The sequence below is a fragment of the Ectothiorhodospira sp. PHS-1 genome, from assembly GCF_000225005.1.
GTDB lineage: Bacteria > Pseudomonadota > Gammaproteobacteria > Ectothiorhodospirales > Ectothiorhodospiraceae > Ectothiorhodospira.
This window is the reverse complement of record NZ_AGBG01000003.1, coordinates 110,987-129,338: the sequence shown is the minus strand read 5'-3', so window position 1 is coordinate 129,338 and position 18,352 is coordinate 110,987. Positions and strand designations below refer to the sequence as shown.

Genomic DNA, 18,352 nt, shown 5'->3' with positions numbered 1-18,352 from the left:
CAATCGGGTCATTGAATGGCCTGCATCATTGTTTTCATTGGGGTCCGTGACATAGATTGCCCCTTTGCCCACCGTGTCCGACCGGCCGCGACGCTGCCTCTTCCGCGTCCGCACCGCTTGGGGAGCCATGTCAAAAGTGAACCCATCCATGCAGCACGCACCCACCCTATTTCACACCTTCCTCGACAGCTGTGAACACTTCAATGATCGCCTGGCCTTCATCTACCGGGTGGGCGAGGAAGAATTCCGGGTCACCTACGAGAAATTCTTCGAGGATGTGCTGCTGCTGGCACGGGCCTTCAAGGCCGGCAAGATCCGCCGGGGCGACAAGGTCTTTCTGCTGTCCGACAACCGCTACGCCTGGATCGTCACCGACATGGCACTGCAGGCCCTGGGCGCGGTGAGCGTGCCCCGCGGCTGCGATACACCGGCCAGCGAGATCGAGTACATCATCAACCACTCCGGCGCCGAATTCGTGATCGTGGAAACGGACGCGGTCTACGAAGCCCACCAGGACCTGCTGCACAGCCTCAAGCCCCGGGGCGTGTTCGTGATGGTGGGGGCGGAAAAGCATACCTGGTTCCACAAGGTGGTGTCCTATACCGAAATCCTGGCGGACCGCACCATCGAACCCCGGGACATCGAATGGTTCAAGGGGCTGGCGGAGCCTATCCAGACGGAAGACCTGCTGACCATCATCTATACCTCGGGCACCACCGGCACGCCCAAGGGGGTCATGCTTGATCACGGCAACATCATGCACAACATCCGCACCCTGCCCCCGCTCATCGCGCTCAACGAGACGGACGTCTGGGTGTCGATCCTGCCCTCCTGGCACATCTTCGAACGGACTGCCGAATACATCGGCATCGCCCGCGGCAGCTGCCTGGTCTATTCCTCGATCCGGACCTTTGCCCAGGACCTGGAGACCTACCGGCCCACCCTGGTGGCCACCGTACCCCGGGTGTGGGAAGCGCTGTACACCCGCATCACCACCGAACTGAAGAAAAAGGACCCGAAAAAAGCCCGGGTCTTCAGCTTGCTGGTCCGGGTATCCGCCACCTACCGGCGCAATCAGCGCATCCTGAGGGACCAATTGCCGGTCTTTGCCAAGCCCCCGGTCCTGCGACGGGCCGGGGACAAGACCCGGGCAGCACTGACCAATGTCCTGCTGTTCCTGCCCAACCTTCTGGCACGCAAGAAATTCCGCCTGGTCCAGGAGAAGTTCGGCGGCCGCCTCAAGGCCGCCATCAGCGGCGGCGGCAGCCTGCCGCCCTATCTGGACGAATGGATCGACGCCATCGGCATCCGCATCATCAATGCCTACGGCATGACCGAGTGTTCACCGGGCATTGCCGGTCGCGGCCTGGGGTGTCATGTATTCGGTACCCTGGGTCCGGCAGTGGGCGAAACGGAACTACGCATCGTGGATGCCACCGATCAACCGCTCCCCCCCGGCACCGAAGGGGAAATCCAGGTGCGGGGCGCCCAGGTCTTCAAGGGCTATTACGACAACGACATCGCCAATGCGCAGGCCTTCACCAACGACGGCTTCCTGCGCACCGGTGACCTGGGGCGCATGACCCTGACCGGAGAACTGGTCATCACCGGCCGCGCCAAGGACATCATCGTCCTCGCCAGCGGCGAGAACGTGGACCCGACCAACATCGAGGCCACCCTGTCCATGTTCCCCTTCGTCAAGGACGCCGTGCTGGTGGGGCAGGACAAGAAGGGGCTGGGCGCCCTCATCGTGCCCGACATGGAGAAGCTGCGAGAGTTTGTCCAGGAGAAGTACAACCAGATCGTGGGAGAAGCCGACGAGGCCCTCAAGGACAAGCATCTGCTGGATCGCCTCCGTGGCGAGATGAACAAGCTGCTCCACCCCCGCAAGGGCTTCAGGCCCCACGAGAAGCTGCACAGCATCTACTTCCTGGACAAGGAGTTCACTCCGGGAGAGGAAATCACCAGCACCTTCAAGAAAAAGCGCCACGTGATCGAAAGAAAGTACAGCGAGATCATCAATCGCCAGCTCAAGTGAGACGGGTCGCCTACTGACACAGAGGAACAAACCGGGCCTGGGTCAGCCGGGCCAGGTCCTGGGGAGACAGCTCGATCTGCAGGCCCCGGCGACCGGCGCTCACGAACATCGTGGGAAAGCCCTGGGCCGAGTCGTCGATATAGGTTGTCAGGCGTTTTCTTTGCCCCAGGGGACTGACGCCTCCCAGGACATAGCCGGTGGTACGCTCCACCAGGATCTTGTCCGCCATGGCGGCCTTCCTGGCCCCGGCGGCGCGAGCGATGCCTTTCATGCTGAGCATGGAGGCGACGGGTACCACGGCCACGGCCAGTGCGTTACCGTCCAGGCTCACCACCAGGGTCTTGAAGACCCGATCCTCCGGCAGACCCAGCTTTTGAGCCGCCTCCTTGCCATAGGCGTCGCTGGACGGATCGTGGTCATAGGCATGGACCGTATGGACGACTCCCGCCTTTTTCACCTGCTGGACACCCGGTGTCATGGACCGTTCCCCTCGGGCTCAGGCCGCCCCACCCTGCCCCATCAGACGCCGGTTGAGGGCACGCACCGACAAAGGGGCAAAGATGGCGGTAATGATCGCGGCCCAGACCAGGGCGCCCAGGGCGGGGCCGAGTACCGGGCCGCCGGAGAGCAGGCCCCGGCAACTGTCCACCAGCATGGTCACCGGGTTGAGGGCCACCAGGGTCTGCAACCACGACGGCAGCGTCTCAAGGGGTACAAAGGCGTTGCTGACGAAGGTGACGGGAAACAGGGCCGTGAATCCGAACAGCTGGACATGTTCCGGATCCCGGGACATGACACCCACCAACACCATCACCCAGGAAAAGGACAGGGCGAAGGCCAGCAGCAATACGATCATCACCGGCAATCCCCACCAGGGCGCCTCCATGCGAAACCCCAGCAGGAAGCCCACACCCAGCAGCAGCAGGATACACAGCACCTGCTTGACCATGTCTGCCAGGATGCGTCCCGCCAAGGGTGCCCAGCGGGGGATGGGCAGGGCCCGCAGACGATCGAAGACGCCCTTGGTCAGGTCGGAATTGAGGCCGTGGCCCACATAGACGGTGACGAATACCAGGTTCATCACGATGACGCCGGGCAGGATGAAGGACAGGTAATCCTCGGTGGAACCGGCCACCGCGCCGCCGAACACGAACAGGAACAGCACCAGGAACAGGATGGGCTGAATGGAATAGTCACCCAGTTCCCAGGGGTTGTGGCGTACCTGAACCAGACTGCGCCAGGCCAGAGTCAGACATTGCTGCAAGGCACGCATCAGGCGGACTCCTCTGCGTCGTCCGGGCCCGGTCCGGCACGACGACCGGTGAGGGAAAGGAACACATCATCCAGGCTGGCACCCCGCAGGGCCAGTTCATCCACCGGGACGCCGGCCTCGTCCAGGGCACGCACCAGGGCGGGCAAGTGCTCCGGATCGGCGGCGGGCGCGCTGACCCGCTGGCCCTTGATATCCGCCGGACGACCGGTGATCCGGCTCACCCATGCCGCCACCCTGGCAATGTCGTCCCGCTCCCGCACCACCACTTCCAGGTTTCTGTGCCCCACCCGGGCCTTGAGGGATTGAGCGGTGCCCGAGGCGATCACCCGGCCCTGATCGATAATGGCGATTTCATTGGCAAGGGCATCCGCTTCATCCAGATACTGGGTGGTGAGCAGTACCGTGGTCCCCTCGCCCACCAGCCCGCGCACCAGTTGCCAAAGATCCAGACGGGCACGGGGGTCCAGGCCGGTGGTGGGCTCGTCCAGGAACAGGATACGGGGACGTCCCACCAGACTGGCGGCCAGGTCCAGGCACCGGCGCATGCCGCCGGAATAGGTCTTGGCGGCCCGATGGGCGGCGTCCAGCAGATGGAACTGTTCCAGCAGACTCCGGGTGCGGTCACGGGCATCGGCGCGGGAGAAGCCCAGCAGACGGGCAATAAGGATGATGTTTTCCCGGCCGGTGAGTTTCTCGTCCACCGAGGCATACTGCCCGGTGAGACCGATGAGTTCCCGAACCTGATGGGCCTGGGTGCGCACGTCAAAGCCCCCTACCCTGGCTTCGCCGGCATCGGCCTGCAAAAGGGTGGCAAGGATGCGCACCAAGGTGGTCTTGCCGGCGCCATTGGGACCAAGCAGCCCGAGGACCGTACCTTCCGGTACGCACAGATCCACACCGGCCAGGGCCTGGGTGGCACCGAAACGCTTGCTGAGATCGGCAATCTGGATGGCGGCGGGCATCCGGACCCACTCCCGGGATTGGAACTGGCATTATCTTAACAGTCCCTCAACCCGTCTGGGCTACACTGGCGCCTGCGTTCATCACGGGAGCCGGCAGGCCCAGGCCGACCGCTCCGGGAGATACCCGACCGACATGCCACTGACCATTGACCCCGAATCCATCATCCAGGCCGTACACGACCAGGTCGGCCTGACCCTGGCGGAACGAACCCGCGCCGCCACCCGCAAGCGTGACGGCTCCTGGGTGACCCAGGTGGACCTGGACATTCAGCATGGCCTGCAGTCCTGGCTGGAACGGCACTACCCCGAAACCGGATTCCTGGGGGAAGAGATGTCCCCGGAGCAACAGCAGGCGGCCCTGGCCGAGGATCGCCCGGTCTGGGTACTGGATCCGCTGGACGGCACCAGCAACTTCAGAATGGGCCTGCCGGCCTATGCCACCAGCCTGGCCCTGCTGGAGCACGGCCAACCGGTCTTCGGCGTGGTCCACGACCCCTGCCGCAACGAAACCTTTTCCGCCCAACGAGGCGCCGGCGCGCAACTCAACGGCGCCCCCCTGAGGCTGGACCCCGACGACACGCCGCCCTTGCGAGAAGCCCTGGCCGGCGTGGATTTCAAGCGCCTGCCCAAGGCACTGGCCACCCGGCTGGCCAATACCCCGCCCTACGCCTCCCAGCGCTCCATCGGCTCCATCGCCCTGGATTGGTGCTGGGTGGCCGCGGGACGCTTTGCGGTCTACGTCCACGGCCGACAGAACCTGTGGGACTACGCCGCCGGACAGCTCATCCTCAGCGAGGCCGGCGGCTGCCTTGCCACCCTGACGGGACCGGCATCCGACACATTGGACCTGCGCCCCCGCTCCGCGGTGTGCGCGGCAAGCCCCGATCTGATGCGGGAATGGCAAGCCTGGCTGAGCTTGGTCAGTCCCCCCTGACGGCCATGGCCAGACGGGCCACCGCGGCCCCCACCCCCTCCACCGCCTTGCGAACGCCCTCGTCCCTGAGCTCACCGGCGTCGGTGAATGCCTTGTCCGCCTGACTCACCCCCATCTGCTCGGGGACCACGAGAAACCCCAGGTTGGCCAGATACTGACGGGTATGCTGCAGGGAACGGATACCACCCAGACCGCCCGGAGATGCCGCAGTGATGCCGGCGGGCTTACCCCGCACATGGACCGTCCCCGGCCGACCGGAGCCATCCGGCAAGGGGCGGGACACCCAGTCCAGGGCATTCTTGAGCAGAGGGGTGAAGAAGCCGTTGTACTCGGGGGAGGCCAGCAGCAGGCCGTCATGATCGGCGAACAGCTGCTGCAGCCGGGCGGCATTGTCGGGCAACCCCTGGGAGTCTTCCAGGTCGCCGTCATAGAGGGGCAAGGGATAATCGCCCAGACTCACCACCCGGACCTCGGCCCCCGCCGCCTCGGCGCCGCGCGCCATCACGGCCAGCACCTTGCGGTTCAGGGAGTCCCGGCGGGCACTGCCGGACAGGGCAAGCAGACGTGGCTTGAGCATGGAAATCCTCCGTTATGGCGCATCCAGTTCGAGCGGATGGTTCAAAGACGATTTCTACACTATAGTGAGGCCAAGACACGAAGCAAATCCAAAAAATCATGCGATTGACCAGCGAACAAGCCGACACCATCGCGGAAAATATAAGGCGTCATCTGGGCCGGAATGCCCGCATCTGGTTATTCGGTTCTCGCCTGGATGATTCCAGGAAAGGGGGTGACCTGGATCTCTACGTTGAAACGGACCCGCATCCACTGTATAGCGAGCTGCGCTGCAAGATAGAACTGGAAGAAATACTGGATATCCCCGTCGATCTCATAGTACGGGAGTTTGAAGACAACACCCCGATTGGCAGCATTGCAAAAAATGAAGGGTTGAGCTTGTGACCCGGCACATTGAACTGATATGGAAAAAACTCGACCACCTGCGGCGCATGCAGGTCTATCTGACATACTCTCTTCAACAAAGCAGCGTCTTGATGCCCATTGTTTGCTGGGATGACCTGACCCAGGAAAACCACGAGACACTGGCTGCCTTCCGAGTCCGTTTCAGTGATTTTCAAGAGCACCTTGGCAAAACCATGCGTGCTGTCGCCATTGAAGAAGAGCAAAGAACCGAGCCCTTCACCGCCGTTTTGCTCTACATGGAAAAACTGGAAATCATTGAATCCGCCCAGACATGGAAAGAGTTGCGCGAACTCAGAAACGCCATCAATCACGAATACGAAGAAAATCCTGAACGCCTTGCCAGGTTTTTCCAGGAATTAGTCTACGCAACACCAAGGCTTTTTGACTGGCATCAGCGTCTGAGCGCGTTTTGCCATCGAAATTATGGTGGCCAGGGTAACTGACTTGCTTAGGAGCCCAGGGGGCACACGGGAGTAAAGGGCGAGAACCCGTGAAAACGGAGAATTAGGGCAAGGCGCTGATTTGAATGGTGGGTCGTGTAGGATTCGAACCTACGACCAAGAGATTAAAAGTCTCCTGCTCTACCAACTGAGCTAACGACCCACTGAGGGGAGAGATATCCAGGGATATGTTGGTTACCCCTGGAAAGGGCAGGTATGTTACTGGATTTTTCAGGGAGTGCAAGTTTTTTTTCAGGATCGGGCGCCCTCCCCTCATCCCCGTCCCTTCTCCCTCAGTAGGGAGAAGGGCGGAAAAAATAACGGTTACAGAGCCTCCAGCTTTCTGAGCCGGGCGGGCAGCAGGCGCAGATCCACCAGGCCGGTGACGAAAGCCTTGAAGAAGGTGGCTTCGTCCTCGTAGAGCATCTTGTAGTACTGGATCTTCATGGTCATGGCCGCGCCAAGGACGATGGCGCCAAAGGTGAGAAAACCACCCAGGGCCAGGGTGGAGATGCCGGTGACACCCTGACCGATGGTGCAACCCATGGCCAGGACGCCGCCAAAGGCCATCAGGACGGCGCCGATGAGGTGGTTGAAGAAATCCCTCACCGAGGCAAACCATTCCACCCGGAAGGCGCCGGAGACCATGGCCCAGAAGAAGGAACCCACGATCACGCCCACGAGGGCGATGACACCGATGTATAAAAGACTGGTGTCGAAACCGCTCCCCACATAGCGCAGGGTCTGCCCCATGGGGTTGATGAAGGTGAAGGACTGGCTGGCCCAGGGGGCCGCCTCGCCGGGACGGCCGTCCGGGTCATCGGCCAGGAAGTCCCAGTCCTGGACATAGGCCTGGAGACTGTGCCGACCGTCCATGCCGTCGTCGATCTGGACCGTGCTGGTGACATACCAGGCCCCCACCACCACCAGGCCCACCACGAGACCACCCAGGATGTGATCGAAGCTGCCCCGGAAATCCGCCTTGCGGAAGATCAGGAACAGGGCGGCGGCGCCGATCACCAGCCCGATGACGAGCCGTGCCACGGCGCCATGCTCATTGCCGGCCACCAGGGAGCCCAGGTCCTGCTGGGACCACAGACCGATGCTCATGGGATTGGTCCAGGGATAGAACAGCAGTGAATATAAGGTGTGGGCGGTCCCCGGGAAGGGGTTGATCATGAAGTAGGCGATCAGGGCGATGATCATCAACACCATGATGGACTTGATGTTGCCGCCACCGATACGCACCAGGGTCTTGTTGCCGCAACCGCTGGCCAGGGTCATGCCGATGCCGAACATCAGGCCGCCCAGCAGGTGCTCCACCCAGGCCAGCTGGGATGAGCGGTAGGGGGGGAAGGCCCCGTCCGCGCTGATGAGCCCGAAGGCCTCGAACAGGATCACCCCCAGCATGGCGACGGTCATGGCCAGAAACCAGGATTTCATGCGCCCGGTGTCCCCCATGTTCACCCAGTCGGAGACGGCGCCCATGGTGCAGAAATTCGTCTTGTTGGCCACCGCGCCGAGGATGAAGGCGAGGACGAAGATGGAGGCCAGTACGGCGGCGGCGGCGGTGGGAAAGCTCTCGAACAGCATGGATCTCCTCCTGGGGCCGGGTGTGCTGCCCCGGTCCGGCTGTCAGCCCGGTGACCGGGCTTGCCTTTGGCGACGGGTCGGTCTTGTTCCGAATCGGACGGCCGACTGGATTCTTGTCATATCGGCGTCATTGTGCAACAGGCCGCTGACCGGGACATTCAGTGTTTTGTATGTCCGGATCAGTTTTCCTGGTGTGGAGGCCGTCGATTTCAGGAGCGGTAGCGGGTCATGTCGGGGATGCCGGCGTCGGCGAAGCCCTTGGCCCGCAGGCGGCAGGCATCGCAGGTGCCGCAGGCGCGTCCCTCGGCGTCGGCGCTGTAACAGGAAACGGTACGGGAGAAGTCCACGCCCGTGGCCACGCCCCGGCGGATGATCTCGGCCTTGCTCAGGTCGATGAGAGGCGTGCGGATGCGGATGCGATCCCCTTCCACGCCGGCCTTGGTGGCCAGGTTGGCCATGGTCTCGAAGGCCTGAATGAACTCAGGGCGGCAGTCCGGGTAGCCGGAATAATCCACCGCGTTGACGCCGATGAACAGATCCCGGGCCTTGAGTACCTCCGCCCAGGCCAGGGCCACGGCGAGAAACACGGTGTTGCGGGCCGGGACATAGGTGACGGGGATGCCGTCGGAGAGCTGGTCCGGGACCTGGATGGTTTCATCCGTAAGGGCGGAGCCACCGAACAGGCCCAGGTTCAGATCCACCACCCGGTGATCCGTTGCGCCCAGGGCGTGGGCCAGTTCCACTGCCGCCGCCAGTTCGGCGCTGTGGCGCTGGCCGTAGCGGAAGCTGAGGCAGTGGCAGGTAAAGCCCTCGGCCCTGGCCAGGGCCAGGACGGTGGCGGAGTCCATGCCGCCGGAGAGCAGGACGACTGCGTTATTCATGGGTGGTTTTCTCCGAAATTCTGGATTCCCGCTTTCGCGGGAATGACGAAGTTACTTATCGGAAATGACGAGGCTACTTATCGGGAATGACGAAGCGACTTACCGGGAATGACGGTGTTCATTATCGGGGATGTCGGATTCCGGGGGGCTTCAGCGCCCCCTGGCATCATCCCACAACCATTTATGGAGCTGGATCTGGAAACGGACCGGCAGGCGGTCCGCCAGGATCCATTCCGCCAGGTCGCGGGGCGACAGGCGACCGTGCACAGGGGAAAACAGGATCTCCGCCCGGGCTGCCAGGTCGTGGGCCTGGAGACTGTCCCGTGCCCACTCATAGTCGGCACGGTCGCAGAGGACAAACTTGATCTGGTCCGCCGGGCCAAGGCACTGCAAATTCTCCCAGCGGTTGCGCCCGGACTCACCGGAGGCCAGGGTCTTGAGGTCCATGACCTTGATGACCCGGGGGTCCACCAGGGCAAGATCCAGCGCACCGCTGGTCTCCAGGGAGACCTCGTACCCGGCATCACACAGGGCAGTGAGCAGGGGCAGGCAATCCGGCTGGGCCAGGGGTTCGCCTCCGGTCACGCAGACATGGCGCACGCCGTAACACGCCACCTGCTCCAGGATCTGCGTCAGGGTCATCCAGGCGCCACCGGTGAAGGCATAGGCGGTATCGCAATAGCCGCAGCGCAGGGGGCAGCCGGTCAGGCGCACGAAGACCGTGGGCCAACCCACGCTGCGGGACTCCCCCTGCAGGGAGAGAAAGATTTCGGTGATGCGCAATCGACCCGACGCGGTCACGGACGCCCTTCCTCGTTCATGCGCCGCAACCGCTGTTCCGCCAGCCGGGCCACCGAACTGTTGGGGTTCTGATCCCGGACCTGGGTAAGTGCCCGCCGGGCCTCAGCCCATTGCTCCAGCTCATAGTGGGTGAAACCCTGCTTGAGCAGGGCGTCTGCCTGCTTGTTGCTGCCCGGATAACGCTCGTTCACCCGTTTGAACTCCGTCAGGGCGCGGGGAAAGTCACGGGTCACATAATAGGCCTCGGCGATCCAGTACTGGGCATTGGATGCCAGGCTGCCATTGGGGAAACGCTCCAGAAAACCGCGAAAGGCGGTGATCGACGGCTCATACCGACCTTGTCTGAGCAGTTCGAAGGCGGCTTGATAAACCGCCTGCTCCGACGCGGGATCGCTGTCGACGCCGACGATCGCTTCGCCGAAGGCCGCGCTATCGCCAGCCTCCGGAGTCACGGCAGCGGCAGGCCCATCCGGTAATGTGGCGGGCGTCGCCCCGGAGGTGGGTGTCGGTGCGGAAGCCCCACCCCGCTCCAGGTTTTCCAGGCGTCCATCCACGTCCAGATACAGATCCCGTTGACGGGTCCGCAGCCCTTCCAACTCATGACGCAGGGTTTCGGATTCGCCCCGAAGCTCCCTGACATCCCGGTCCATCCCGTCCACCTTGCGCATCAGTTCCACCAGGGCCTCGCTTTCCAGCAGCCGTTCCAGACGCTCCAGACGGGCGTCAAGCTGCTGCATGCGCTCCTCCAGAGCCGCGGCCTGGGCACGGCTCTGGGCGTGAACGGAGGAAAACGGCGCTGCAAGCAGCGCCGTTGCGACCAGAACAGCGGTCATCGTTATCTTCATCTACGGTGGCCCTCATAGATCAATTCCACCCGGCGGTTCTGCTGCCAGGCCTGTTCGTTGCTGCCCATGGCGGCGGGCATCTCTTCACCATAGCTGATCACCTGGATCTGGTCACTGGAAGCCCCCTGCAACAGCATCATGCGGCGCACGGACTGGGCGCGACGCTCACCCAGACCCAGGTTGTATTCACGGGTACCACGCTCGTCGGTATGACCTTCCAGACGGATGCGGGCCTGGGGGTGACGGGCCAGGTAGGCGCCGTGAGCCGCCACCACGTCCACAAAATCGGCGCGGACGTCGTCACGGTCGAATTCAAAATAGATCACCCGCTGGGACAGGGGGCTGGAGGGGTCGGACAGGGCATCGGCCGTCAGGCGACCATCACGACCCAGGGGGCTGGTTTCGACCCCCGAGTGACGGTCGCCCTGGATGCGACCATCGTCGTAAACGTCACCCACCAACACCGGGTCGGTGGTCGCGGTCTTGTCCACCGAGGCACAGGCGCCCAGGGTCAGGAGAACGATGGCCATCAGGACGAACAGCAGGGAACGGCTAATGACATGGGAACTGCGCATTGAGGTGATCCTCGGGGTATCGTTTGGGTTATGGGCCTTGATCCCTGGGGATCAAGGAGTACTGCAACATCAGGTCTGACTCGACTCACTCCCGGAACGGCGACCAGGCGGGTTCACGCACCTCACCTTCCTGCAACACCAGGCGCTGATGGACCCGGCCATCCGCACTGACCGCGGCAAGGACACCCCGGCCACGCTCGGAAGTGGCGTAGATGATCATGCTGCCGTTGGGGGCAAAACTCGGGGCTTCGTCGGCACGGCCATCGGTCAGCACCCGAAACTGACGGGTCTGGCGGTCCAGGATGGCGATGCGAAAACCGCCACCGACGCCATGCACCATGGCCACCCGGCGTCCGTCCGGGGAAATGCTGGCGCCGCCGTTGTAGCGGCCTTCAAAGCTCAGGCGCCGGGGCTGACCGCCGGTGACCGGCACTTCATAGAGCTGGGGCTGGCCGGCCCGGTCCGAGGTGAAGACCAGGGAGCGGCCATCGGGCATCCAGGCCGGTTCGGTGTCGATGGATCGACTCTGGGTGACCCGGCTGACCGAGCGGTCGGCGAGGTTCATCACATAGACGTCCGGCGCCCCGTCCCTGGACAGGGTCAGCGCCAGACGTCGGCCGTCCGGCGACCAGGACGGGGCACTGTTGATGCCCTCGAAGGCGGCCAGGCGGGTGCGGTCACCGCCGTCCACGTTCTGCACGAAGACCTCGGAACGACCGTTCTCAAAGGATACATAGGCAATCCGGCGACCGTCCGGCGACCAGGCCGGCGACAGGATGGGCTGGGCGGACCGGAAGATGGTACGAGGATGATGGCCGTCCGCGTCGGCCACCTGGAGGGCAAAGCGACGCTCACTGCCCTGCCCCGTGACGCTCACATAGGCCACCCGGGTATCGAACGCGCCACGCTCACCGGTCAGGCGCTCGAAGATGATGTCGCTGATCATGTGGGCGGCCCGACGCAGGTCGGCCCGTTCCACCGGGATGCTGTAGCCGGTCAGCTGACGCCCGCCGGCCACGTCGAAGAGTTGGAACTGAACGGCAAAACGGTCTGCACCGGTGGGCTGCAGGCGACCGATGACCACGTAATTACTGCCCTGACCGCGCCAGGCCGGGAAGTCCAGTTCATCGGCACGGGTGGGCCGTTGGGGCATGGTCTGCCGCTCCACCGGGGCAAAGCGGCCGCTACGGTGGAGATTGGCGCCGATGATGGCGGCCAGGTCCTCGGGGGCCTGGGCCTCGCCCTGCCAGCCGAAGGGCACCACGGCGATGGGCATGGCCCCCTCCACGCCCTGGGTGATGCGGATCTCGAGGGCCGCCTGCCCCATCAGAGGGAGGCCGAGCAACAGCAGAAGGATGACGTGTCGGATCTGAATCATGACCGGTATCTCATGGCCCCCGTTCAGGCGGGCTCGAAGGTGAATCGGATCTCGCGGGCAAAGACATCGGGACTGGGCGGACTGGGCAGAGGCTCGGCCAGGCGCACCGCCCGTTCCACGGAGTCGCAGAAGGCCCGGTCACCCGTGCATTGTTCCACCCGGACCTCGTGCAGGTACCCCCCCGGCGCCTGGCGAATGAAAACCACGGCCCGGTAACCGGACTGATGACCGGCCGAGCGATGCCAGCGGCTTTCCACGGCACTGCGAATGGCGGCCACATAGGCATTCTGCTGGTCCTGCCGGATGGCGGCCTGGCGCCGGGCGGTCTCTTCCGCCTGCAGGCGGCGCTGTTCGGCGGCCGCGGCCTCCTGACGACGACGCTCCTCGGCGGCGCGCTCTTCCGCCAGCCGTTGCTGACGTGCCTCTTCGGCCCTGCGCTGTTCCTCGGCGCGACGCTGCTCTTCCGCCTTGCGTTGTTCCTCGGCACGGCGCTGTTCTTCCGCCTTGCGTTGCTCCTCGGCACGGCGCTGCTCTTCCGCCTTGCGCTGTTCCTCGGCACGACGCTGACGTTCCGCTTCCTGCCGTCGGGCTTCTTCCTGGCGACGCGCCTCTTCAGCCCGCCGCTGCTCCTCGGCGCGGCGTTGCTCCTCCGCCTGCCGGACCTGCTCCTGGCGCCGACGCTCGGCTTCCGCCTGGCGTTGCCGTTCTTCCTGTTCCCGCCGCAGGGCCTCCTGGCGCTGGCGTTCCGCCTCGGCTCGGGCGCGCTGCTCGGTATCCCTCTGCTGCTGTTCGATGCGGTCGAAGGTGCGACCATCCACCGCCACGGCCTCAATGACTTCCATCGCGGCCTCCGGATTGGCCTGCATGGCCCCGGCCTCGTCACGGGACTTGAAATGAATGTTCAGCCCCAGCAATACGAACAACAGAAGATGGATGCCGAGGATGCCCCCGAACAAACCATAATGACGGCGCAGCAACCACCACATGACATCAGCGGTCCCTGGCCGAGAGATCGGGCGGATCGGTGATCAGTCCCACCCGCTGGGCACCGGCGGACTGGACACTGACCATGGCGTCCACCACCCGGCCGTAGTCCACGAAACGGTCTCCCCGCACATAAACCTGGGTGCCCGGATGTTGTGCCAGCAGATCGGCCACGATCCCCCGCAATTCATCCCGGTCCAGGGAGACCCCCACCTGGGGGCCCTGGTTGAGGCTCAGCTGTCCGTCGCGGGTGACGGTGACCACGATGGCCTCCCGCTGACTCTTCTCGTCCTGCAGCGGCTGGGCGTCAGCCTCCGGCAGGTCCACCTCCACGCCCTGCTGCTGCAGGGGCGCGGTGACCATGAAGATGATCAGCAGCACCAACATCACGTCGATGAAGGGCACCACGTTGATCTGCGACATGGAGCGACGCCGTCCCGCGCGACGGGAAGTTACCGCCATGGCGGCCCCCAGCTGATCACGTACACCGAACTCGGGGATGGCACGCTCATGCTTCCACCTCGTCCCGGTCGCGGCCACCCACCTGACGCTGCAGCAGGGTGGCCAATTCCTCGGCGAAGTTGTCGTAACGGGCCACCAGACGATCGATGTCCGAGGAGAAACTGTTGTAGGCAATCACCGCCGGGATGGCGGCAAACAGGCCCAGGGCGGTGGCGATCAGGGCCTCGGCAATGCCGGGGGCGACCATGGCCAGGGTTGCCTGCTGGGCACCGGAAAGCCCCATGAAGGCGTGCATGATGCCCCATACCGTGCCGAACAGGCCGATATAGGGGCTGGTGGAACCCACCGTGGCCAGGGCGTTCAGGTAGGACTCCAGTTCATCGCCTTCCCGGGAGATGGCCACCCGCATGGATCGCTCGGTGCCGCCGGTCACCAGCACGCCGGCGGCGGGATCGCGCAGCTGCTTGCGCCCCCGCAGGAATTCCTTGAATCCGGCGGCAAACACGTGCTCCAACCCGGAGACCTCCGTCTTGCGCCGGATGCCGTCATACAGGTGGGTCAAATCCACGCCGGACCAGAAACGCTCCTCGAACTCGTCCGCCACCCGGCGGGCCTCCCGCAGCACCCGCCACTTGAGGACGATGATCATCCACGAGAACACCGAGGCCAGCACCAGGATCAGCATCACCAACTGGACGATGAGGCTGGCGTCCAGAATCAGGCGGTACAGGGAAAGGTCGACACTCACTGCTCAGAGTCTCCGGCGGTCATGGCGTCCACGATCAGGGCGGGGATGGGGCGAGGCATAAATTTCCCGGCATCAAGACAGGCTATCTTGACCTCGCCGCGGTTCAACAGTTCCGGTGTGCCGGCCCCGTCATGGCGCCGGATTTCGTGCTCGATTACCAGGCTGGCCCGACGCCGATCCGTCACCCGGGCGGTGACATGCAGCAAGTCGTCGAGTACCGCCGGGCGCAGATACTCCAGGGAGGCGGCACGCACGGCGAAGATCACCCCCTGCTCCCGGCGCAGCCGTTCCTGGCCGATCCCCAGATGACGCAGCCATTCGGTACGGGCACGCTCCATGTACTTGAGGTAGTTGGCATAGAACACCACGCCACCGGCATCGGTGTCTTCGTAATAGACACGGACGGGCCAGATAAAAACGGGGCTCATGGTGGGGGATGGGGCGGTGTCAGACACGGAGATCGGTCACAGTTTGGGGGTTTCAGGGTTTGGGTCCGCCCCGGTGGAGGCGGGCGCAAACAGATCCGGCTGGGCGACCCGGGCCTCCAGGGCCGTGGGCACTCGCAAACCAAAGTGCCGATAGGCGTGACTGGTGGCCATGCGGCCGCGGGTGGTGCGCATGAGGAAGCCCTGCTGGATCAGATAGGGCTCGATCACGTCCTCGATCGTCCCCCGCTCCTCTCCCAGGGCTGCCGCCAGGCTGTCCAGCCCCACCGGGCCACCGTCGAATTTCTCGATCACCGACAGCAACAGCCGCCGGTCCTGGGCATCAAAGCCATGGGCGTCCACGTCCAACAGGTTCAGGGCACGATCCGCCACTTGGGCGCTGATAATGCCATTAGCCTTGATCTGCGCATAGTCCCTGACGCGCCGCAGCAGACGATTGGCAATTCGGGGGGTACCACGGGCACGCCGGGCGATCTCCACGGCCCCCTCCCCATCCAGCTCAGCCCTCAGGATGCGGGCGGAACGACGCACGATGTGGGCCAGGTCTTCGGTGGAATAGAACTCCAGGCGCTGGACGATACCGAACCGGTCCCGCAGGGGCGAAGTGAGCAGGCCGGCGCGGGTGGTGGCGCCCACCAAGGTGAACGGGGGCAGGTCCAGCTTGATGGAGCGCGCCGCCGGGCCTTCACCGATGACGATGTCCAGCTGGAAATCTTCCAGGGCCGGGTACAGCACTTCCTCCACCACGGGGGAGAGCCGGTGGATCTCGTCCACGAACAGCACGTCATGGGGTTCCAGATTGGTGAGCAGGGCCGCCAGGTCCCCCGGACGCTCCAGCACCGGGCCGGAGGTCTGGCGCATGTTCACCCCCAGTTCCTGGGCGATGATATGGGACAGCGTGGTCTTGCCCAGCCCCGGCGGACCGAAGATCAGCACATGGTCCAGGGCCTCGCCGCGGGCACGGGCGGCGGAGATGAAGATCTCCATCTGTTCCCGGGCCACCGGCTGACCCACGTAGTCCGCCAGACGCTGGGGACGGATGGAGCGTTCCAGGGTTTCATCGTCGGGGGTGGTGTCGGCACTGATGATGCGCTCGGACATGTCACATCACTACTTGTTGAGGGTGGACTTGAGGGCCAGCCGGATCAGCTCTTCGCTGGTACGGGCCTCCTCTTCCACCAGACTGACCAGACGGCTGGCCTCCTGGGGCTTGTAGCCCAGGGAGATAAGGGCCGCCACCGCGTCGGAGACCGGGTCCGCCGGACGCGCCGGCGCGCCGCCGCCGGTCACACCGGGCAGGAATGCCCCCTCCCCCAGCGCCGCCACCCGGTCACGCATCTCGATCACCAGCCGTTCCGCCGTCTTGCGGCCAATACCCGGCAGGCGGGTGAGCTGGGTGATGTCATTGTCCATCACGCAGCGGCTGAAGGCCTCGGTGGTCATGCCCGAGAGGATGGCCAGGGCCATCTTGGCGCCGACGCCGTTGACCCGGATCAGGCTGCGAAACAGGGCCCGCTCCTGGGCACCGGCAAAACCGTAGAGGACATGGGCATCCTCGCGCACATGCAGATGGGTATGCAAGGTCACCTCGGTTCCTTCCGCCGGCAGGTCGTAGAAGGTGGACAAGGGGGCCTCCAGCTCGTAGCCCACGCCCTGCACGTCCAGCATCAGATGGGGCGGCTGTTTGTGGATCAGCACGCCGCGCAGTCGTCCGATCATCGGGATCTCCTCACATACCCCGCCGGCAAGCGGGACAGGGTGGCCTGGGTGTGGGCGTGGCACAGGGCCACCGCCAGGGCATCGGCGGCATCGGCGGCGGGCTTGGCGGTCAGCCCCAGGATCATGGTGACCATGTGCTGCATCTGGGTCTTGTCGGCGGCGCCGGTCCCGACCACCGCCTGCTTGATGGAGCGGGGGGCATACTCGGCCACGGACAACCCGCCCTGCACCGCCGCGCAGATGGCCGCACCCCGTGCCTGCCCCAGCTTGAGGGCGGAGGCGGCGTTGCGGGAGACGAAGACCTGTTCAATGGCCATCACCTGGGGCTGGTGGCGGCCCACCAGTTCGGTGACCGCGGTCAGGATATGGCCCAATCGGGTGGGCAGATCCTCGCCCCTGACCCGGATGCAGCCGCTGTCCACGTGGGTGCTGCGACGGCCATCGGTATCGACGATGCCGTAGCCGGTCACCACCGAGCCCGGGTCGATCCCCAGGATGCGAATAGGTGCCGTCACAGGGCCTGCATGACCTCGTCGGGGAAGTCGGCGTTGGTGTAGACGTTCTGCACGTCGTCCAGATCATCCAGCATGTCCAGCAGCTTGAGCAGGGCCTTGGCCGTGTCCGTGTCATCCACGCTGCTGCCGGTGGCGGCGCGCATGGTGACTTCGCTGCGCTCGGGCTTGAGGCCGACTTCGGTCATGGCGTCGCGCACGGCGTCGTAGTCCTCGGGGCTGGTCAGCACGTCGATGGCACCGTCATCGCTCACCAGCACGTCATGGGCACCGGCCTCCAGGGCGGCTTCCATGACCCGCTCCTCGTCGCTGCCGGCGGGATAGCTGAGGATGCCGGTCTTCTCGAACAGGTAGGCCACCGAACCGTCGGTACCCAGGTTGCCGCCGCACTTGCTGAAGGCGTGGCGCACTTCGGAGACGGTGCGATTGCGGTTGTCGGTCATGCAATCCACCATGATGGCGACACCGCCCGGGCCGTAGCCCTCGTAGCGCAACTCCTCGTAGTTGACGCCCTCCAGCTCACCGGCACCCCGCTTGGTGGCCCGCTCGATGGTGTCCTTGGTCATGTTGGCGTCCAGGGCCTTGTCCACCGCCAGGCGCAACCGGGGGTTGGTGGCCGGATCGGACCCGCCCATGCGGGCGGCCACGGTGATCTCCTTGATGAGCTTGGTGAAGAGCTTGCCGCGCTTGGCGTCCTGGGCATTCTTGCGATGCTGGATATTCGCCCACTTACTATGTCCGGCCATGTGAAGTCTCGTTGTCTGGTTCGTTCGAAAAAGA

22 protein-coding genes and 1 tRNA gene are annotated in these 18,352 nt (G+C 64.4%); 4 read left to right on the top strand and 19 right to left on the bottom strand.

What is annotated here, in order from left to right; translation table 11 throughout:
- Positions 1 to 148 precede the first annotated feature (148 nt).
- Positions 149 to 2,038 (top strand): long-chain fatty acid--CoA ligase, encoded by a 1,890-nt coding sequence (locus tag ECTPHS_RS02235; protein WP_008931051.1) that lies wholly within the window; start codon positions 149 to 151, stop codon positions 2,036 to 2,038.
- A 10-nt stretch (positions 2,039 to 2,048) separates the two neighbouring features.
- Here ECTPHS_RS02235 and ybaK read toward each other — a convergent pair whose 3' ends face one another.
- From ybaK to ECTPHS_RS02220, 3 genes are read right to left on the bottom strand one after another with little or no spacing between them, the layout of a single operon-like run.
- Positions 2,049 to 2,516: a Cys-tRNA(Pro) deacylase gene (gene ybaK / locus ECTPHS_RS02230; RefSeq protein ID WP_008931050.1), complete on the bottom strand. Its 468-nt coding sequence runs from the start codon at positions 2,514 to 2,516 to the stop codon at positions 2,049 to 2,051.
- Between the two features lie 18 nt (positions 2,517 to 2,534).
- On the bottom strand, positions 2,535 to 3,311 hold the full coding sequence (locus ECTPHS_RS02225; RefSeq protein ID WP_008931049.1) for an ABC transporter permease: 777 nt from the start codon (positions 3,309 to 3,311) through the stop codon (positions 2,535 to 2,537).
- On the bottom strand, positions 3,311 to 4,273 hold the full coding sequence (locus ECTPHS_RS02220) for a daunorubicin resistance protein DrrA family ABC transporter ATP-binding protein (protein WP_008931048.1): 963 nt from the start codon (positions 4,271 to 4,273) through the stop codon (positions 3,311 to 3,313). Before ECTPHS_RS02220 ends, ECTPHS_RS02225 begins: the two co-directional genes overlap by 1 nt.
- Positions 4,274 to 4,406: 133 nt before the next feature.
- On the opposite strand from ECTPHS_RS02220, the gene ECTPHS_RS02215 reads away from it, so the two are divergent.
- The gene (locus ECTPHS_RS02215; RefSeq protein ID WP_008931047.1) at positions 4,407 to 5,207 is read left to right on the top strand and encodes an inositol monophosphatase family protein; all 801 of its coding nucleotides are present in this window, start codon (positions 4,407 to 4,409) and stop codon (positions 5,205 to 5,207) included.
- On the opposite strand, the gene ECTPHS_RS02210 is transcribed toward ECTPHS_RS02215, so the two are convergent.
- A complete protein-coding gene (locus ECTPHS_RS02210) occupies positions 5,194 to 5,784 on the bottom strand; it encodes an NADPH-dependent FMN reductase (protein ID WP_008931046.1) in 591 nt (196 codons plus the stop codon). The two genes, ECTPHS_RS02215 and ECTPHS_RS02210, sit on opposite strands and share 14 nt — an antisense overlap.
- A gap of 98 nt (positions 5,785 to 5,882) precedes the next feature.
- Here ECTPHS_RS02210 and ECTPHS_RS02205 point away from each other — a divergent pair, with 98 nt between their 5' ends.
- The gene (locus ECTPHS_RS02205; protein WP_008931045.1) at positions 5,883 to 6,167 is read left to right on the top strand and encodes a nucleotidyltransferase family protein; all 285 of its coding nucleotides are present in this window, start codon (positions 5,883 to 5,885) and stop codon (positions 6,165 to 6,167) included.
- Positions 6,164 to 6,631: a hypothetical protein gene (locus ECTPHS_RS02200; RefSeq protein WP_008931044.1), complete on the top strand. Its 468-nt coding sequence runs from the start codon at positions 6,164 to 6,166 to the stop codon at positions 6,629 to 6,631. The genes ECTPHS_RS02205 and ECTPHS_RS02200 overlap by 4 nt, the downstream gene beginning before the upstream one ends.
- Positions 6,632 to 6,715: 84 nt before the next feature.
- Here ECTPHS_RS02200 and ECTPHS_RS02195 read toward each other — a convergent pair.
- From ECTPHS_RS02195 to ECTPHS_RS02125, 15 genes are all read right to left on the bottom strand, one after another.
- Positions 6,716 to 6,791, bottom strand: a tRNA-Lys gene (locus tag ECTPHS_RS02195).
- A 161-nt stretch (positions 6,792 to 6,952) separates the two neighbouring features.
- On the bottom strand, positions 6,953 to 8,221 hold the full coding sequence (locus ECTPHS_RS02190; RefSeq protein ID WP_008931043.1) for a YeeE/YedE family protein: 1,269 nt from the start codon (positions 8,219 to 8,221) through the stop codon (positions 6,953 to 6,955).
- A gap of 209 nt (positions 8,222 to 8,430) precedes the next feature.
- The gene (queC, locus tag ECTPHS_RS02185) at positions 8,431 to 9,102 is read right to left on the bottom strand and encodes a 7-cyano-7-deazaguanine synthase QueC (protein WP_008931042.1); all 672 of its coding nucleotides are present in this window, start codon (positions 9,100 to 9,102) and stop codon (positions 8,431 to 8,433) included.
- Positions 9,103 to 9,252: 150 nt separating this feature from the next.
- Complete coding sequence (gene queE / locus ECTPHS_RS02180) at positions 9,253 to 9,903, bottom strand: 7-carboxy-7-deazaguanine synthase QueE (RefSeq protein WP_008931041.1); 651 nt, start codon at positions 9,901 to 9,903, stop codon at positions 9,253 to 9,255.
- Positions 9,900 to 10,736 (bottom strand): tol-pal system protein YbgF, encoded by an 837-nt coding sequence (ybgF, locus tag ECTPHS_RS02175; protein WP_246828296.1) that lies wholly within the window; start codon positions 10,734 to 10,736, stop codon positions 9,900 to 9,902. Before ybgF ends, queE begins: the two co-directional genes overlap by 4 nt.
- An 8-nt stretch (positions 10,737 to 10,744) precedes the next feature.
- Entirely contained in the window at positions 10,745 to 11,323 is a 579-nt protein-coding gene (gene pal / locus ECTPHS_RS02170; protein ID WP_008931039.1) for a peptidoglycan-associated lipoprotein Pal, read from the bottom strand.
- Between the two features lie 85 nt (positions 11,324 to 11,408).
- Positions 11,409 to 12,701, bottom strand: a complete 1,293-nt coding sequence (gene tolB / locus ECTPHS_RS02165) for a Tol-Pal system beta propeller repeat protein TolB (protein WP_008931038.1) — start codon at positions 12,699 to 12,701, stop codon at positions 11,409 to 11,411.
- 23 nt (positions 12,702 to 12,724) lie between these two features.
- Complete coding sequence (gene tolA / locus ECTPHS_RS02160; protein WP_008931037.1) at positions 12,725 to 13,687, bottom strand: cell envelope integrity protein TolA; 963 nt, start codon at positions 13,685 to 13,687, stop codon at positions 12,725 to 12,727.
- 4 nt (positions 13,688 to 13,691) lie between these two features.
- Entirely contained in the window at positions 13,692 to 14,147 is a 456-nt protein-coding gene (tolR, locus tag ECTPHS_RS02155; protein WP_083838740.1) for a protein TolR, read from the bottom strand.
- A gap of 46 nt (positions 14,148 to 14,193) precedes the next feature.
- Positions 14,194 to 14,895 carry a protein TolQ gene (gene tolQ / locus ECTPHS_RS02150; RefSeq protein ID WP_008931035.1) on the bottom strand — a complete coding sequence of 234 codons (702 nt, stop codon included), beginning with the start codon at positions 14,893 to 14,895 and terminating at the stop codon, positions 14,194 to 14,196.
- Positions 14,892 to 15,323, bottom strand: a complete 432-nt coding sequence (ybgC, locus tag ECTPHS_RS02145) for a tol-pal system-associated acyl-CoA thioesterase (RefSeq protein WP_008931034.1) — start codon at positions 15,321 to 15,323, stop codon at positions 14,892 to 14,894. Before ybgC ends, tolQ begins: the two co-directional genes overlap by 4 nt.
- A 36-nt stretch (positions 15,324 to 15,359) precedes the next feature.
- Positions 15,360 to 16,442 carry a Holliday junction branch migration DNA helicase RuvB gene (ruvB, locus tag ECTPHS_RS02140; RefSeq protein WP_008931033.1) on the bottom strand — a complete coding sequence of 361 codons (1,083 nt, stop codon included), beginning with the start codon at positions 16,440 to 16,442 and terminating at the stop codon, positions 15,360 to 15,362.
- 9 nt (positions 16,443 to 16,451) lie between these two features.
- A complete protein-coding gene (gene ruvA, locus ECTPHS_RS02135; RefSeq protein WP_008931032.1) occupies positions 16,452 to 17,060 on the bottom strand; it encodes a Holliday junction branch migration protein RuvA in 609 nt (202 codons plus the stop codon).
- The gene (ruvC, locus tag ECTPHS_RS02130) at positions 17,057 to 17,575 is read right to left on the bottom strand and encodes a crossover junction endodeoxyribonuclease RuvC (protein WP_008931031.1); all 519 of its coding nucleotides are present in this window, start codon (positions 17,573 to 17,575) and stop codon (positions 17,057 to 17,059) included. The genes ruvA and ruvC overlap by 4 nt, the downstream gene beginning before the upstream one ends.
- Positions 17,572 to 18,318 carry a YebC/PmpR family DNA-binding transcriptional regulator gene (locus ECTPHS_RS02125; protein ID WP_008931030.1) on the bottom strand — a complete coding sequence of 249 codons (747 nt, stop codon included), beginning with the start codon at positions 18,316 to 18,318 and terminating at the stop codon, positions 17,572 to 17,574. The genes ruvC and ECTPHS_RS02125 overlap by 4 nt, the downstream gene beginning before the upstream one ends.
- Positions 18,319 to 18,352: the final 34 nt, after the last annotated feature.